The sequence below is a fragment of the Pseudomonas oryzihabitans genome (assembly GCF_032027545.1).
GTDB lineage: Bacteria > Pseudomonadota > Gammaproteobacteria > Pseudomonadales > Pseudomonadaceae > Chryseomonas > Chryseomonas oryzihabitans_F.
Map to the genome: position 1 here is coordinate 1 of NZ_JAVSJB010000023.1, position 14,811 is coordinate 14,811.

Consider the following 14,811-nt stretch of genomic DNA (forward strand, 5'->3'; position numbering starts at 1 on the left):
CCGTGCCCGCGTCTTCAAGGAGATTCACATGACCGACCTCAACGCTGGCCAACCGGCCCTGCTCACCACCGTCAGCCTGACCGACTTCATCGCCGAGTTCGGCGAGGGTCTGCTCGACTCCCTCAACCGTTCCAACCCACCGGTCTATGCCGGCGCCGCTCACCCCGGGCGCCAGGCCGTGATGGCGGGGCTCAAACGCACACCCTTCCCGGCGCAAGCCGATGTCGTCCAGGCGATCGCCGCGCTGCTGCTCGACCGCGGCGAACAGGCCGGCATCATCAACGCCGAGATGGGGACCGGGAAAACCATGATGGCCATTGCCGTGGCAGCTGTACTCCACGCCGTAGGCTATCGCCGCACCCTGGTCGTCTCGCCGCCCCATCTGGTCTACAAGTGGCGACGCGAGATCCTCGAAACCGTCCCGGGCGCGCGCGTCTGGGTGCTCAACGGGCCGGACACCCTGGTGAAGCTGCTCAAGCTCCGCCAGGCCCTGGGAGAGCCGTACGATGGTCGTCAGGAGTTCTTCATCCTGGGCCGCGTACGGATGCGGATGGGCTTCCACTGGCGGCTGGCGTGCGGTACGCGCCGCGCCGCCGGCGGAAGACGACTGGCCTGCTGTACGGACTGTGGTCGCGTGCTCGAGGACGAGGAAGGCAACTACCTCACCCTGGAGGACTTCCAGCGCGAGGAGCGGCGCCGGCAGTGCCCGAAGTGCAAGGCGCCCCTCTGGACGCTGATGCGCCCGGGCAAGACCGCGAGTGGTGACAGACGCAGCGTGATCCTCAAGTCGATGTGCCGCATACCCACCATCGGTCCCATCCGGGCCGAAAAGTTGGTGGCGGACTTCGGCGAAGAGTTTCTCGCCACGATGCTGGCTGACAACGTCCATGAGTTCATCAACCTGATGGACGCCAAGGGCAACTTCGTCTTCAGTGACCGCCAGGCCAAACGCATGGAACGGGCGATGGCCAACCTGGAATTCGGCTTCGGCGAGGGCGGCTACCAACCGACCGAGTTCATCAAGCGCTACTTACCGGAGGGCTACTTCGACCTGCTGGTGGTGGACGAGGGACACGAGTACAAAAACAGCGGTTCGGCCCAGGGCCAGGCTATGGGAGTGCTGGCAGCGAAGGCTCGCAAAACGCTTTTACTGACGGGCACGCTCATGGGCGGCTACGCCGACGACCTGTTCTACCTCCTGTTCCGGATCCTCTCCCGGCGCATGATCGAGGACGGCTACCGACCGAACGCGCGTGGCAGCATGGCCCCTGCGGCCATGTCGTTCATGCGCGACCACGGCGTGCTCAAGGACATCTACACCGAGCGCGACAGCCAATCGCACAAAACGGCCCGGGGCAAGAAGCTTTCGGTACGGACGGTGAAGGCCCCAGGCTTCGGCCCCAAAGGTATCCACCGCTTCGTGCTGCCCTTTACCGTGTTTCTCAAGCTCAAGGACATCGGCGGCAATGTGCTGCCGACGTACCAGGAGGAGTTCGTCGACATCCCGATGGAGGCGCACCAGGACGCGGCCTATCGGCAGCTGGCCAGCAAACTCACCGCGGAGCTCCGCCAGGCCCTGGCACGGCGAGACACCACGCTACTTGGGGTGGTGCTCAATGTGCTGCTGGCCTGGCCGGACTGCTGTTTCCGGCCGGAGGTGGTGAAACACCCTCGGACCCGGGACACCTTGGCCAGGGTCGACGCGATCTTCGACGAAGACCAGGCCAGCCCCAAGGAGGAGGCGCTGATCGAGCTGTGCCGTCAGGAGAAGGCGCTGGGCCGCAAGGTGCTGGCCTACACCGTCTACAGCGGCACCCGGGACACGACCAGTCGGCTCAAGCGCTTGCTCGAGCAGGCCGGTCTGAAGGTGGCGGTACTGCGTGCTTCGGTGGATACGGCCCGACGCGAGGATTGGATCCTCGACCAAGTCGACCGTGGCGTCGACGTGCTGGTCACCAACCCGGAGCTGGTGAAGACCGGTCTGGATCTGCTGGACTTCCCGACCATCGTCTTCCTACAGACGGGCTACAACGTCTACACCCTGCAGCAGGCAGCGCGCCGGTCGTGGCGGATCGGTCAGAAGCAGGCGGTACGGGTGCTGTTCTTCGGCTATGCCGGCAGCTCCCAGATCACCTGCCTGCAGCTGATGGCCAAGAAGATCGCGGTGGCTCAGAGCACGTCGGGAGACGTTCCAGAGTCTGGGCTCGATGCGTTGAACCAGGATGGTGATTCGGTCGAGATGGCGTTGGCTAGGCAACTGGTCAGTGGATGACAACAGCCCCTCTTCGGAGGGGTTCCTTCTCCCGATACCCTAGAGAAGCAGCTATCAGCGTCCTGCTAAACACGAAAGACCCACGAGCAATCCGCATATTTATTTACGCATAGTTTTGTGTATCATGAGCTTGCGCGTGCCATACCTATGACTAAGCTAACTACTTTGATCGCACCGACACGACAATCGAATTGACTCAGACGATCACACCTACCTACCGCTATCGAATGACTTTGAGGCCACAGCGCATGAGTGCACTCCTAGACCGGGCTGAACAGGCGGTGTCTGCTACAGCAATGGTTCGAGGCTTTAGCGCGAAATTGAAAGAGGTCACCAGTGGTGAGGTCACTCACCTAGTGATTTTCAAGGACAACGAGCCGGCTGCAGTGTTGGTAGGCGTAGAGGCCTACCAAGCTCTGCAGGACGAACTCGAAGACCTGCGTGCTGAGCGCCTCGCCATTGAACGCCTTTCCACCTTGGACAAACAAAACACAGTGAGCCTTGAGGACATGGAGGCTCGCTTCGAATAGGCGAAGGTTGATGAAATGGAGCGTTCGGTTTCACCCTGATGTCGAGCATGATCTCGTCCAGCTAGGCAAAGCTGAGGCGAAAAGGGTACTCAAAGTGATCCGGGAACGGATCGCTGAAGGCGAACCTGAAAAAATTGGCAAGCCTCTCCGCGGCGCCCTCGCAGGGCATCGCAGGATCAGGACGGGCGATGTACGCATCATTTACAAGATCGAAGGCACGGAAATCATACTGATCCTATGCGTAGGGGCCAGACGTGATGACGAGGTTTACGAGGCTGCCAATAGAAGAGCCTGACGAGATCCCCCGCTTCGGCGGGGTTTCTTTTGTCTATAGCTCTCCGATCACACGCCGCTTGTAACACAAGCCAGCCGCCAGCTGGCAGAATCTTTGAAAAGCACGGTTATCAATAAGGAGCAACGTCTCGAACGGCAGCTCCCGAGCCCGAGCTGTCCTCATCCACTAGCCTGACTCAGATAATTTCTAGAAAGCCTGCTGTAGGGTTAAATAAGCATTTAAGTACTTGCCCAAACTCATCTTTATCGAGAGAAATATGAAAATTGATGCCCATCATTTCCACCGGCAAAACATGGGGAGACTGCTGTATGTTGGCGAGTATTTAGAGCGAGAAGGATATAATCTGAACGGTACTAGATTTCAACGCTATTTGAGCATAGTAAATAGGTTTATGGAAAACCCGGAGCTGACTGATGACGAGGCCTGGGCTCTAGTTGAACTCAGCGAAATGTATGTCATTGTGAGAATTTCAGAGCGGCATGAATGCATTGGTCGTGCAGAAATATCTATTTGTTTGAAAGGTGCTCATTCATTAGAAAATGAGCGATTGGCAGGTGCCGGAAATAAAGCCAGAAATTATTGCTTTCAACTCTATATCGCTTCGAATCTCCTAGCTTTCGGTATGAAAGCCGAAATTCCGACCCATGCTGCTGAGGCAGACATTAGGTTTATCTACGACAGAAGTAGCATACCCGTGGAGTGCAAAAGACTATTCGTAAACGGAAAAGTTGAGAATATAGTAAAAACTGCCTGTAGCCAGGTGTCGAAACGGGTAATGGAGGAGCAGTTCGGAATTGTAGCGATATCTCTAAGCAGAGAGTTTTGGGCAGTCGAGAAGAGCGCCGTAATGGAATCGGTCAATGACGCGAGATTCTCTGTTGGAAAACTTTATAATCAATGGCGCGAGACTTTTAGTCGTCTTTTGAAAAGATATCCCAAGGTAGCGTTAATTTATATAAACTTCCAAGTTCCGACTGTTGGCCCTGACAATCTTTACACTACCTATGAGCGAAAGTTCTTCAAGGTTCGCGACAATTATAAAGAATTGCCTGAGGCTGGTGTCGCTCAACATTTTATTAATGGAATGATGACTTTAGGCCTGATGGAAGAGCTTAAAATTAACGATTGAGAGAGCAAAGTGCTACCCAATTTAATGCTTGTAAAGTATTTCCTGAGAACTGTCAGCTAACAGCCGCTTGGGTTAATTGTCGTCATTGGCTGATTCGATCTTAGTATTTCCAAAATTGGCAGCAGCTTAGGAATCCGACACTAGAAGCGGCCGCACATTTGTAGCTCATGGACTGATCGCATACTGCTCACAGTCATCGACCCCGTAGCGTCTTCCGCCAAAGGGTCTTACGCTCACAAGCTTTTCGAACGCTCTGTATAGCCAACGCGGCGCGAGAAGTTCATCAAAAAACGGAGAGTTAGCATAGAGTGTAATTTACCCCCACGATCAATTTACGTCGAATGAACTACACTTCATATAGCTCAGGAGAAGTTTGGAAAAAATTCTGGTGAGCGATTCCAAGACGCGCTGTACTCTTTATTTCGTGCCACACACTTGGATGGTGCTTTTCACCAATTTCAGCCTGCTTATTTAAAAGCTCTTCCCGACTACAGCCTTCTGCTTTGATTTTCGCATAGACACTCAGGGCATCTAGATAACCTGCATACGCATTCCTTCGTGCTCGACTCAAATAATCCCTAGAATTCAATCCCAGTATATTAATAGTGTACTCGGCACGCTTAAAGTCGCGACTATCACGGCGTGCCAGCGGAACAAAAAGCCCTGTTTGCAAATCTAGAGAAATATATTCTGTAGGATCTTCTGATATTGGATCAATAAAGAGCGGGCTTCCCACCGGTGGTGGCGATATTGGGTCATTTTTTCCACGGATCACATCAATTTGGTTCTCGCCTGCATCGAAAACCGCAAACTGATCATTTTTATGAGAACCATTGCATGAGCCGCAAGAAAACAAATAATTTTGCCACACAAATGTTTTTTCAGGATAGAATTTTTTTGGCCATACATGCTCAACCTCATCTGCTACAGAGTCTTCGCAATAGTGACAGCGTCTCGCGCCCGGGCAAATAGCTTCCAAAGCGGAACGAACTCCAGCAAATGAATTTCGATTTTTCCCCTCCCAAAAATCTTTAGCAGCAGCCACCTGTTCGGCATAAGTTAGAAGATCGTCAATAGCCTTTTGTTTTCTTTCTAAATATGTACGTGTAGTGCCGAAAACACTGATCTGCGGAAGTTTAAGCATTGCGCTCTACCTCGACAGTCTCAGTCATCGATCCGAATATCGATTGAAGCTCTTCACGCCGTGCTTGCTCTGAACACTCAAGCTCCCGACGCCGAGATTGGACATTCAATGTGGCCAGCTCGTAAAACATTTCTTTCGCTATTTCTGAGCGTTCAATTCCCTGCCCAAAAGCCCCCGAACTCAACGCTTCTAGGATATCCCCAAACAGTAAGCGATCAAGCGCAACCCCAGTGACTCTTCCTTCTTTCTCATTTCCTCCCGGTGAAGGCAGGCGAGTAATTGAACCATTGACAGCGCCTTGGCAAACTAGCGGGCTGTGAGTAGTAACGATAAACTGAATAGCCGGGAAATGATCGGTCATCCAAGGCCCAATAGTACGTTGCCACCGAGGATGCAGATGGACGTCAACTTCATCAATAATTACCACGCCTGGCACTATGATCTTGGTGCCATCACTATTAAATATCTTTCTATTCCCAGAGCAGATGCTAAGTAAGCGAACTAACTCTAGCGTCATACTTAAGATAGACCGAAAACCATCACTAAGGTCAGTAATTTCAATGGTATGCCCGTTAGAATCTTTGAAATTAATGCCTTTCGGAGTTACCTCTTCAAGTTTTGAACCATTTGGAAGAAAGCCATCTTGATTGATAAATTTCTTTATGCTTTCAAGTAAGGCTCCTGACACTGAATTGCTACCCCCCCGGCTTTCGTCATCCAACTTGTTATAGTGGAGATCTCTTAACCAGCCCAATGTTTCGCTTAGTGCGACATCCTCTCCAAACAGAGAAAGATGACTTGCAAGCTTTGGCGAGGAGTAGAACAATTTCTCATGCTCTTTGTTACCGCCCGAGAAACGCCTGTAGGGACCGAAAGATGATGTAAACCAACCTGTACCTCCCCAAACGTGCCTATTAGGGGATGGGGCTTTTTCAATGGAAGTTATTCCTTGATCGTTTATCTTAATAGCGGCGCGTAGCTTACCTACGGTAGTATTTCCCTTTCCTGCCCACTGGTCATACGCATAATCTTGCGTAAGGGCGATGTTAATCTTTGCTTCTTTTTCCCCATGCTGAACCCAATCCACCCATGGCAGCCTCAAACCCATCGCATTCTTTGGCCCCATCAGAGCAATGGCGCAGGCCCTCAAAAATGTCGACTTTCCTGATCCATTATCACCTAATAAAACATGCCAACCGGCAGGGTTTTCATTGTCCGCTAATTCCCATGTGAAATTTTCGAGGGATTTAAGATTTTTTATTTCTACTTTGGTTAGATGCATGCTGGTCCCTAGATTAAAACCCTGACATTTCTAGTTGGCAACTATAGTGCAGTGCAGATCCTTTGTTTGACCTGTTCCCTATATTTCCTATAAGAGAAGCCGCTATTAGCCCCGCTATCTTTGGATGCACCAGCCGTTTTCATCAGATAAGAGGGGTTCACCGCCGGGTATTAAACATAGGTAATAAATGTATCGCAGCGAACTCTTTCATTACCATATCCAATGGCTTTTGGTTGCAACGCAGCATGGATATCAAGGTCATATAACACCTTGTTTGGACCCATTTCGACGCCTGCTGCGTCTATTTTCTGAAATCTCCGGCGAAGAGGATTGAACCGAAAATCACGACAAAATTCTAGCCAATAGCGACTTCTGGCCAAAAGCAGTCTCCCATGTTTTCCATTTATCTGCTCCAGCCGTGTGCTTTTACCTATGGCTCACCGACTACACACCGCTTGTCGCACTAAACGGCTGCTAGCTGGCGAAATCCTCCAGAGAAGTGGTTCCTGGCCGGAGAGCAGCGTCTCGACAACTACAGCTATCGGCCAGAAGCAGTCATCCACTGCGAGCTAGCAATACTTCGTTTTTCGTAGAGCTAACCGCGTATAGAAGCAGTGATGGAAAATTTCTCTGTCGTTCCATCGGAGCGGTTAACCCAGAAGCACTTGGTGCCGAAGTCGGCGCTTCGAACGCTAAAGCCAATAATGCCACAACCAATTTTCTTGGCAGAATCTGGGTGGTTCTCTAGCGCTGCTCGCAAAAAAACTGCGTCGTCAGCGTTAACTCGATCGCCTAAGTCATAGCGTCCGAGCATCGCTTTGAGAAATGCAATGGCGTCCCCTCTCCTTTCAAAGTGCAAAGATCCGAGAGTAATAGGCTTTGCTGGCATAGGTAACCTCTAATTCGTAGGGTTATGTGACTTAGCTACTTCATCGGGTAGTGCAAGACGCTCGCGCACCTCGCGAATGATAATGGCAGGAATATCCATTGCGTGGAGTTGGCTTGCGCGCTCGTAAACCCACGCTATGCATTCCTCCTTGCTTAAATCGTCGCGGGCAATTTTCTCGTATAAAGCAACAGCGCTCATACGGGAGAGACCAAGCTCCATGAGCGAAAGTAGCGTCGCCGACGAAACGCCAAACTCAAGTTGCATTCCGATATCTAAGCCATCATCGATTAGGTCGCTACGGCCAATCTCGCGAAGGTGCAAATGCAGCACATCCATATAGGCGGAGAGGTATTTTGGTGCCCTAAACCGAGCAATTTGCTCCACCAACTCCATCGTGCTGCGGATGAGCTCAGGCAGCTTAAAAGATCTGCCGACCTTTTGGTGCCAATCAATGCTGTCACGGATAATCCTGGCCAGCGAGTATCCTTTTAGCCATTTGACGACGATCAACGCATACAGCTTGATACGAGTGCCTGGGGTGAAAGCAAAAAACAAGTGCTCGTTGACTCTCTCCATAATCGTTATGAACCGATCATAGCTATCGTTGCTCGCGACTTCAGCAGGGAGCAGGTTTTCTACATCACCCGTGTAGGCACGAAAAGCTTCGAGAAGGTGCTGTAGGCCAATCGCACTTACACCTGGATGTCGGGTGGCAAGGTCGACGCTAATTTCGATTTGCTCTGCCAGCCCCCCTAGCGCTTGGTCGAGTTTCGCAATCGATTCAGCGTTATGGCGTTTCGCGAGGCTAGCCGCGGATATGGAGCCGAGCCGCATAAAAGTGGTGAGCAAATAGGCTCCGACCTGCTCGAACTTATCCTTGTCCTCAATACTGGAGAGATCCGATAGCCCGCGCTTAGAGAGATAGTCAGCCATGCCGTCCCCAAGATCGAGAACTGCGTCACTTTCGCGCTTGATGGGATAGCGTGCGCGGCCAGGAATTCCGGCCGGCCAAGCATGCTTATCTTCCGGATCGATGCAGATGATGTTTCCTTGGAATTCATTACCCCATCTTCCTGCACGACCAGCTAAGTTCCAGAAGTCGTGGGGCTCCATCGGGTGGCCTTTCCCTTTACGAGGTCCGCGCACCACAATTGTCCGACAGGACAGATTCACGCCCTCTATCAAAGTGGAAGTGCATACCAGGAAACGTATCTTACCTAACCGAAATAACCGCTCTATCTCCAAACGAAGCAGTGACGGCATGTTGCCATAGTGGAACGCCACCCCGAGTTCCACAAGAGGGGCTAGCCGGAAGTCCTGATGCACGCCTTTTCGCGCGAGCTCAGCGAGCTGTGAAAGCTCCAGATCAATGAATTGAGGTTTAGGCAAAAGCTGACTGATCAAGTCAGCGACTTCTTCCGCTTCTCCAGCTCCGTTTGCGTAGACAAGGGTTCCACCTCTTTCTCCGGCAGCTGCTGCGATGAATGCGAGGCGCTTCTTAAGCCCGGCTGGCGTACTCGCGAGCTGAAGAATCCCTATCGGAAGTTCTGAGCCTTGTTGTCGCAGAGTAAGCGCCCAAAGCTTCGATTTTCGGGGCACTTGGATAGCGACTATTAGATTCTGAAGGACCGTAGAAGAATCGCTATCGACAGCGATCGTCCGCACCCCATCGGGGGCGTCAGAGAGCAACTCTTCCGGATTTTGGGTTGCAGGGCTGATGAAAACGGCTTTCAGCTTTGGGTTGGCGCGAGTGGCACGCTCTATTGCGTCCTGCAAAATCACGCCTCGCTGGTTGTCACCGATCTTGTGCGCCTCGTCCACGATCAGTATATCTACCAAAAGCACATCGCTGAGCAAATTGGCGAGAAGGTGCAACCGCTCTTGCGTAAAGACGAAAATCACTCGTGCGCCGCCCGCTCGCGCAGCTTTATATTTATCGGTGAGGGGAAGGGACGAAACCTCGACTAATTCGACTTTGCCGAGTAGTTCCTTAAGATTGGTCTCAATTTCGGAGACAAGCGCGCGGGTCGGGGCGAGATAAACAACCACCCGGCTCTCACCCGCTATCATTTGGTCAATCAGCCACTGAAGGACAAGAAACGTCTTACCTGAAGCAGTCGGTGCTGATGCCGAGAGCCAGTTATCTCCAGTTGCATCAGTCCAGAAACGATGCTGAAAATCGTTTACTTGAAGCCAAATTCCGCTCGATTGTACCAGGATGGAACGATCTATCTCACGACGCTGAGTCTCAAGACGCAACCCAATACCAAGCCGCGCATTGAGATCAGCCTCCACCATCTCTCGATCGGTGGCTAACGTAATCGCCCGAAAGTTGGAAAGCTTGCCCATCAGAACGGCACCGGCGTCCTTGAATGCCTGATCATCTGTCAAAGAAATTGCGGCGGTTGCTACTCGAAGCGCGGCTTCTTGATCGGCCCTTTTATCGGATCGCGCGAGAATACTGCCGGCGAGCAACAATCTGGGCCAGTCAATGGATTTTGGGGACTGTACTGAGCTATCTGGTGACAGATTGTCGATTTCACTACCTACTGTGAGTCGAGTGATCGTATCAAGATCGCACCGGACGCCCTCTTGGAGAAGCCACGACTGTAGATCGGCAAGGCTCATTACTCCTTGACCCCCATTGCCTTTAGGAATGCAGCGCGGAAACCTTCGGCTGACGGTAGAGGAACACAAAATAACTCGATTTCTATCTGTTCGAGTTTCTCCAATTTCAGCCGTTCGCCAATACGATCCTTCCAACCGTTAAGTGCAGTACGGGACGCCTCGACGATCTCTTCAGCAACTGCCTTCGCCTCGTCTTTCGGATAGAGCGGTGAATCGAATCCTATAAGAGCCAAGCCGCAATATTGAACCCGCTTCGACATGATCGATGACTTGTCAAAATACTTTTTGAGTGCATCAGTTAGTGCCGGATTGCTAAGGTCGGCCTTATCGCTAAGGAGCATCAGATCACGCTCCCGCCCTGCATCCTCATGTTCGGGCTCGATCAAAAAGGGGGAGAGAGAATTGAGACAATCGCGAATCGCAGCGCTCGCATCCGCGTAAACTTTTGATTCACCCCAGTAAAGCTTTAAAGTGCCCTCCGCTGTCACCCCCGCGTACACCCCATCCGCGCCGTGATAGTGCATACGCGTGTCCGTCTTGAGATCCATCTTGCAAAGAATCTGCGGCAGCTTGAGAAAGCGCTCTGCCAGTAGGAACAGCAGCATCTCTCCGCCCTCACCGGTGTTAGCCAAATCGGTAAACGAACGCTTGGCACGCTCGACTAGCTCAGCGACTGCCTCGGTGCTGTTGAATCTGTTGTCTCGCGCTTTTGCGTCGGCGAGCTTCGAGCGTGGGATCGCATAATCAACGACGGCATTCCTCATGAACTCAGCCAGTCGGTGAGTTTGAACACGGCCATTTCCATCCACCGATAGGCAGTGGCAGTGAATCTTGACTAAATGCCCATCAATGGGCACGTCACGCTCAACGAGCGTCAGGTGAACCTCAAGTGCTTCTGGGTTGCCCGTCAGAGCAGATTCAAGATCGGCAGGGGTGATGATCGACAAACGGCCTCCATTCCATCGTCCGCCCATATGCCATCCAGACGGCATAACGAGATTACAATTTAACTGGCTTTACTACTGTAGTGAATAGGGCGAGCCCTTATTGGGGCTCGCAAACGACCAATTTTGGCCGACTGCCGCCCTACACGAAGGTCTGCAATGGGTCGGAAAGCAGTCTCCCATGCTTTTCCTGCGTCATGCAGCTGCCCCTAGGTAGTAGCGCGGATCTCGTCCACCCTGAAATACCGGCCATCTACCTTCAGCGCGGTGATTACTTGGCATATTGCATAGGCGTTGCCATAGGTCACATTGGCGCCTGGCGCATCCACATTAAATGTCAGCTGCCCTTTCGCACCGTATCGGTAATCGTTGACTTGTACTAGGTGAGCTAAATCATCCGATGACTCACCTTGCTCCTGCGCGATGGCTGCAACGGCGGCCCGAATCGTCGCAGGCTGCTCATCGGGTACTTCCCTGGTCTCGTTGTGCTCCCGCTTACCCATGTTGAACGCGCTCCTACCGGATGCGGTTCCAAGACGCGGAAACTCTACAACCACTAAAGTCACAATCTCTATCGGACCACCCATACGACCTGCTCTAGGTTGTTACGCCGATCTTTGGCGCGGTTTGAGCGTAGACCATATTCAACCCTCGGGCATGTGTCCGATTAGGGTGTACCTCACGCGATACACCTTCCGGTATCGCTCCAGGCGTAGCGAAAAGTAGTCCAGCAGACCCAAACGACTACAGGTATATTCCGATACGCCAAACGACTACACCGGAGCCCGCCATGTTCGTTCGCGCCTACCTTCGCGCCTCTACCGACGATCAAGACGCTACCCGCGCCCGGGAGGCCCTGCGCACCTTCGCCGCCGAGCACGGGACGCGGATCGCCGCGACCTACGTCGAGAACGCTTCGGGCACTCTGCTGGACCGCCGCGAACTGCTGCGCCTGCTGGCCGATGCCGAGCCAGGGGACGTGCTACTGGTGGAAGCCGTGGACCGGTTGTCCCGTCTCGACCGCGCGACCTGGGACCAATTGCGCGAGCGGATCGCCCAGGCCGGCCTGCAGGTGGTGTCGCTCGATCTGCCACTGACCCATTCGCTGCTTCGCCCGGCCGCAGCAGGCGGCGATAGCGCCCAAGAGTGGATGACGCGCGCGGTATCCCAGATGTTCCTGGAATTCATGGCGGCATTTGCCAGAAAAGACTACGAAACGCGACGTGCCCGGGCGGCCCAAGGCATCGCCAAGGCGAAGGCAGCGGAAGCCTACAAAGGGCGGCCGAGGGATGAGCAACTGCACGCGCGGATCCGTGAATGCCTAGCTAGGGGGATGTCGGTGCGGGGAACGGCTAAGCTATTACAGTGCTCATCAAGCACGGTGAATAGATGCAAGTTATCCGAAAGAAACACAATAGATTGCAACGTCTAAGGAAAGAAAATGAAACTATTTGGTTTTGGACAGCCGGACCTTGCTAAATTTTGCCCGCCAGAATTCAATATAAAGAATGGCTGCAACACAATAAAACTAGGCACTCTCTATGATTACCGCACTATAGAAAACGAAAGGCTCAGGGATGCCGGTGAAGGGACTTTTACCTACGGCATAAAATTCCCTAAGCTAACAAGGGTTTCGCCTGAATGGATTGGCGCCTTTGAGGTGGATAGCGATGGATCAGCGCATATTGAAGAAATGTCGATTTCTAACGGAGACATTTTTATCAAAGGCGTCACGTTGTCAGGATCAAGTCACAATTGCTGGGTCTTTTGCGTATCTAAAAGCTCCGAATCTGCCGGTAACGTGAGTCAAGCTCACGAAGACAAGTGGCTGATTCCTAACGAAAAAATAGACAGCCTACGCGATTATTTGGCAGGGTTGCTTTGGTCATCAGTAACACTCAAAGATGTTCCTGCGTATATCATTGAAAACCATAGCATACAAGAAATCGGTCAGCACCTAGGACTATATGCGCAAGTCAGAGAGATTGATTATGCAGAAAGATTACTTAACATAGAAAGTGAAGCCGACCTGCCAATAGACCAAATCCCCAATTTTAGAGACTCAATCCCATTCATCAAGCCAAAAATATTCGAGCACGAGCAAGAGCTAAGATTCATATTTTGGCTGACATTCAAGCAGCAGAAAATCTCAATCGAGAATAACACTAAAATTCTCAAGCTCAGGGCTATCGACAACATCGTTTGAAGCGTTAGTAGCCATTAAACATAATGGCTACATATGCGTATCAAGTCTATTGATCAGGGGAACCTGCGCGTGTGATTTTGATGTATGGATAAGGCAGCGTGCCATTTGGCAAAGATTTCGGACCCTAACCCGTACGAAATTTGAGACACCCAGTGCGTACGGCTTGCGGTCTACCCTAAATGCACACTCTTTTTGGTCGACCGGAAGCCGTATCAGAAGGCGCCGCTTCGCTTCTACCGTTCGTCGGTGTCAAGCTTGCTGGGAACCCTTTCGCTGATTACTGTCTATCCATACAGTATCCTGAAAGGAGGTCTATCTCATGTTCACTTCGCGCCGCATTCCTCGTCTCTGCCACGGTTGTCCCGGTCGTTCTGTCGAGTACCAGAAGGTCATGGCTTCAGGGATTGAGCAGGTGGGCCGCTATGGACATGCTTGGTGATGAACAGGACAGCTTCGAACAGCAGCAGTCCCTCTTCCGTCCTACGGAGCTGACGTACTGCCGCAATCTCGTTGATCTGCTGACTGAAGAACTGGACCAGGTACGTCAGTGCTTGGGGCAAGCCCAGCGCGCCAATCGTATTTTGGTCGCTGAGCGGGATGTACTTACGGCGGAGGTACAGCGCCACCGACTGCGCTACGTCCAATTCGTCCAAGAGGAAAACCAGCGCCACGTACCCCGGGGTGACCGGCTCATTCCGGACGACCGCGACGATCCCCTCTCACGTGCCCAGCGTCATATCCTGCGGCTGGAGTCGATGAACTCCGTCCTGCATGCAGATCTGTTCAAACTGCGTGCGCAGCTGCAGGTCATGCTCACCGAGCGCGGCAGCTCGCCGTCGGCGCCGACGGGGGTGCAGCATGGATAACGCGGCCACTAATGTCGTTGCGCTCGACTCTCTGCTCGACAGTCGCCGTGTGTGGCGCGGGCAAAGTCCGCACGTCGACGACGCCAGCACTCAGCCAACCGGACATTCGGCGCTCGATGCCCAACTGCCGCTCGGCGGGTGGCCTGATGCAGCGCTCACCGAAATCTTGAGCGCCCGACCGGGCCTGGGTGAGCTGACCCTCGTGTGGCCAACGCTGGCGCGCCTCACTGTCGCCGGCGAACGCGTCGTGCTGATCGCCCCTCCCTACCTGCTCTACCCGCATGCGTGGCTGCAGGCCGGCGTTGATCTTGGCCGGCTGAGCGTCATCCAGGTGCAGGGCAAAGACGTGCTTTGGGCCGCAGAGCAGTGCCTGCGCTCCGGTAGCTGTGGCGCGGTGCTCTGCTGGCCCAGCCGTGCGGACGATCGCGCGCTGCGCCGGCTGCAGGTGGCTGCAGAGACCGGGCAAACCCTCGCCTTTGCGTTTCGCCACCAGCGGGAAGCCGTTAATGCCTCACCTGCAGCCCTGCGCCTGGTGCTCGAGGGCTCGCCTCAGCAGTTACGAGTGCTCAAGTGCCGCGGCGGCAATCCCCCTGCCGCCGCGCTTGCGCATCGGGTCTGGCATTGAG

General features: G+C 53.2%; 14 protein-coding genes. 8 read left to right on the top strand and 6 right to left on the bottom strand.

Translation table 11 applies throughout. The features are described from left to right. Window positions 1–28: 28 nt before the first annotated feature. The 4 genes from RND78_RS24215 (at window position 29) to RND78_RS24230 (ending at window position 4,226) form a co-directional block, all read left to right on the top strand. Window positions 29–2,272: an SNF2-related protein gene (locus tag RND78_RS24215; RefSeq protein WP_312732592.1), complete on the top strand. Its 2,244-nt coding sequence runs from the start codon at window positions 29–31 to the stop codon at window positions 2,270–2,272. A gap of 296 nt (window positions 2,273–2,568) precedes the next feature. Then, window positions 2,569–2,802 (top strand): Phd-YefM, encoded by a 234-nt coding sequence (locus RND78_RS24220; RefSeq protein ID WP_027601766.1) that lies wholly within the window; start codon window positions 2,569–2,571, stop codon window positions 2,800–2,802. A 10-nt stretch (window positions 2,803–2,812) separates the two neighbouring features. After that, window positions 2,813–3,097: a type II toxin-antitoxin system RelE family toxin gene (locus RND78_RS24225; RefSeq protein WP_027601765.1), complete on the top strand. Its 285-nt coding sequence runs from the start codon at window positions 2,813–2,815 to the stop codon at window positions 3,095–3,097. Window positions 3,098–3,353: 256 nt separating this feature from the next. Further along, on the top strand, window positions 3,354–4,226 hold the full coding sequence (locus RND78_RS24230) for a hypothetical protein (protein WP_312732544.1): 873 nt from the start codon (window positions 3,354–3,356) through the stop codon (window positions 4,224–4,226). 346 nt (window positions 4,227–4,572) lie between these two features. Here the strand turns inward: RND78_RS24230 and RND78_RS24235 are convergent, their stop codons facing one another. From RND78_RS24235 to RND78_RS24260, 6 genes are all read right to left on the bottom strand, one after another. Beyond that, window positions 4,573–5,370: a hypothetical protein gene (locus RND78_RS24235; RefSeq protein ID WP_312732545.1), complete on the bottom strand. Its 798-nt coding sequence runs from the start codon at window positions 5,368–5,370 to the stop codon at window positions 4,573–4,575. After that, complete coding sequence (locus RND78_RS24240) at window positions 5,363–6,652, bottom strand: AAA family ATPase (protein ID WP_312732546.1); 1,290 nt, start codon at window positions 6,650–6,652, stop codon at window positions 5,363–5,365. The genes RND78_RS24235 and RND78_RS24240 overlap by 8 nt, the downstream gene beginning before the upstream one ends. Before the next feature lie 595 nt (window positions 6,653–7,247). Continuing rightward, window positions 7,248–7,541: a DCL family protein gene (locus tag RND78_RS24245; protein ID WP_312732547.1), complete on the bottom strand. Its 294-nt coding sequence runs from the start codon at window positions 7,539–7,541 to the stop codon at window positions 7,248–7,250. Window positions 7,542–7,550: 9 nt separating this feature from the next. Further along, window positions 7,551–10,169 (bottom strand): DEAD/DEAH box helicase, encoded by a 2,619-nt coding sequence (locus RND78_RS24250; protein WP_312732548.1) that lies wholly within the window; start codon window positions 10,167–10,169, stop codon window positions 7,551–7,553. Then, window positions 10,169–11,116, bottom strand: coding sequence for a DUF1837 domain-containing protein (locus RND78_RS24255; protein ID WP_312732549.1), 948 nt, complete (start codon window positions 11,114–11,116; stop codon window positions 10,169–10,171). Before RND78_RS24255 ends, RND78_RS24250 begins: the two co-directional genes overlap by 1 nt. Before the next feature lie 206 nt (window positions 11,117–11,322). After that, on the bottom strand, window positions 11,323–11,616 hold the full coding sequence (locus RND78_RS24260; RefSeq protein WP_312732550.1) for a hypothetical protein: 294 nt from the start codon (window positions 11,614–11,616) through the stop codon (window positions 11,323–11,325). Window positions 11,617–11,903: 287 nt separating this feature from the next. Between RND78_RS24260 and RND78_RS24265 the strand changes: the two genes are divergently transcribed. From RND78_RS24265 to imuA, 4 genes are all read left to right on the top strand, one after another. Then, complete coding sequence (locus RND78_RS24265) at window positions 11,904–12,545, top strand: recombinase family protein (protein ID WP_312732551.1); 642 nt, start codon at window positions 11,904–11,906, stop codon at window positions 12,543–12,545. A gap of 9 nt (window positions 12,546–12,554) precedes the next feature. Beyond that, on the top strand, window positions 12,555–13,319 hold the full coding sequence (locus RND78_RS24270; RefSeq protein ID WP_312732552.1) for a hypothetical protein: 765 nt from the start codon (window positions 12,555–12,557) through the stop codon (window positions 13,317–13,319). Window positions 13,320–13,741: 422 nt separating this feature from the next. After that, window positions 13,742–14,185 (top strand): hypothetical protein, encoded by a 444-nt coding sequence (locus RND78_RS24275; RefSeq protein ID WP_077172100.1) that lies wholly within the window; start codon window positions 13,742–13,744, stop codon window positions 14,183–14,185. After that, on the top strand, window positions 14,178–14,810 hold the full coding sequence (gene imuA, locus RND78_RS24280; protein WP_312732553.1) for a translesion DNA synthesis-associated protein ImuA: 633 nt from the start codon (window positions 14,178–14,180) through the stop codon (window positions 14,808–14,810). Before RND78_RS24275 ends, imuA begins: the two co-directional genes overlap by 8 nt. Window position 14,811 lies beyond the last annotated feature (1 nt).

What these genes read in the sequence shown, in the direction of transcription:
- RND78_RS24215 (WP_312732592.1), top strand. Translation starts at nt 29, where the DNA reads ATGACCGACCTCAACGCTGGCCAACCGGCCCTGCTCACCACCGTCAGC.
- RND78_RS24250 (WP_312732548.1), bottom strand. Translation starts at nt 10,169, where the DNA reads ATGAGCCTTGCCGATCTACAGTCGTGGCTTCTCCAAGAGGGCGTCCGG.
- imuA (WP_312732553.1), top strand. Translation starts at nt 14,178, where the DNA reads ATGGATAACGCGGCCACTAATGTCGTTGCGCTCGACTCTCTGCTCGAC.
- RND78_RS24245 (WP_312732547.1), bottom strand. Translation starts at nt 7,541, where the DNA reads ATGCCAGCAAAGCCTATTACTCTCGGATCTTTGCACTTTGAAAGGAGA.
- RND78_RS24270 (WP_312732552.1), top strand. Translation starts at nt 12,555, where the DNA reads ATGAAACTATTTGGTTTTGGACAGCCGGACCTTGCTAAATTTTGCCCG.
- RND78_RS24240 (WP_312732546.1), bottom strand. Translation starts at nt 6,652, where the DNA reads ATGCATCTAACCAAAGTAGAAATAAAAAATCTTAAATCCCTCGAAAAT.
- RND78_RS24225 (WP_027601765.1), top strand. Translation starts at nt 2,813, where the DNA reads ATGAAATGGAGCGTTCGGTTTCACCCTGATGTCGAGCATGATCTCGTC.
- RND78_RS24260 (WP_312732550.1), bottom strand. Translation starts at nt 11,616, where the DNA reads ATGGGTAAGCGGGAGCACAACGAGACCAGGGAAGTACCCGATGAGCAG.
- RND78_RS24265 (WP_312732551.1), top strand. Translation starts at nt 11,904, where the DNA reads ATGTTCGTTCGCGCCTACCTTCGCGCCTCTACCGACGATCAAGACGCT.
- RND78_RS24275 (WP_077172100.1), top strand. Translation starts at nt 13,742, where the DNA reads ATGGACATGCTTGGTGATGAACAGGACAGCTTCGAACAGCAGCAGTCC.
- RND78_RS24235 (WP_312732545.1), bottom strand. Translation starts at nt 5,370, where the DNA reads ATGCTTAAACTTCCGCAGATCAGTGTTTTCGGCACTACACGTACATAT.
- RND78_RS24220 (WP_027601766.1), top strand. Translation starts at nt 2,569, where the DNA reads ATGGTTCGAGGCTTTAGCGCGAAATTGAAAGAGGTCACCAGTGGTGAG.
- RND78_RS24230 (WP_312732544.1), top strand. Translation starts at nt 3,354, where the DNA reads ATGAAAATTGATGCCCATCATTTCCACCGGCAAAACATGGGGAGACTG.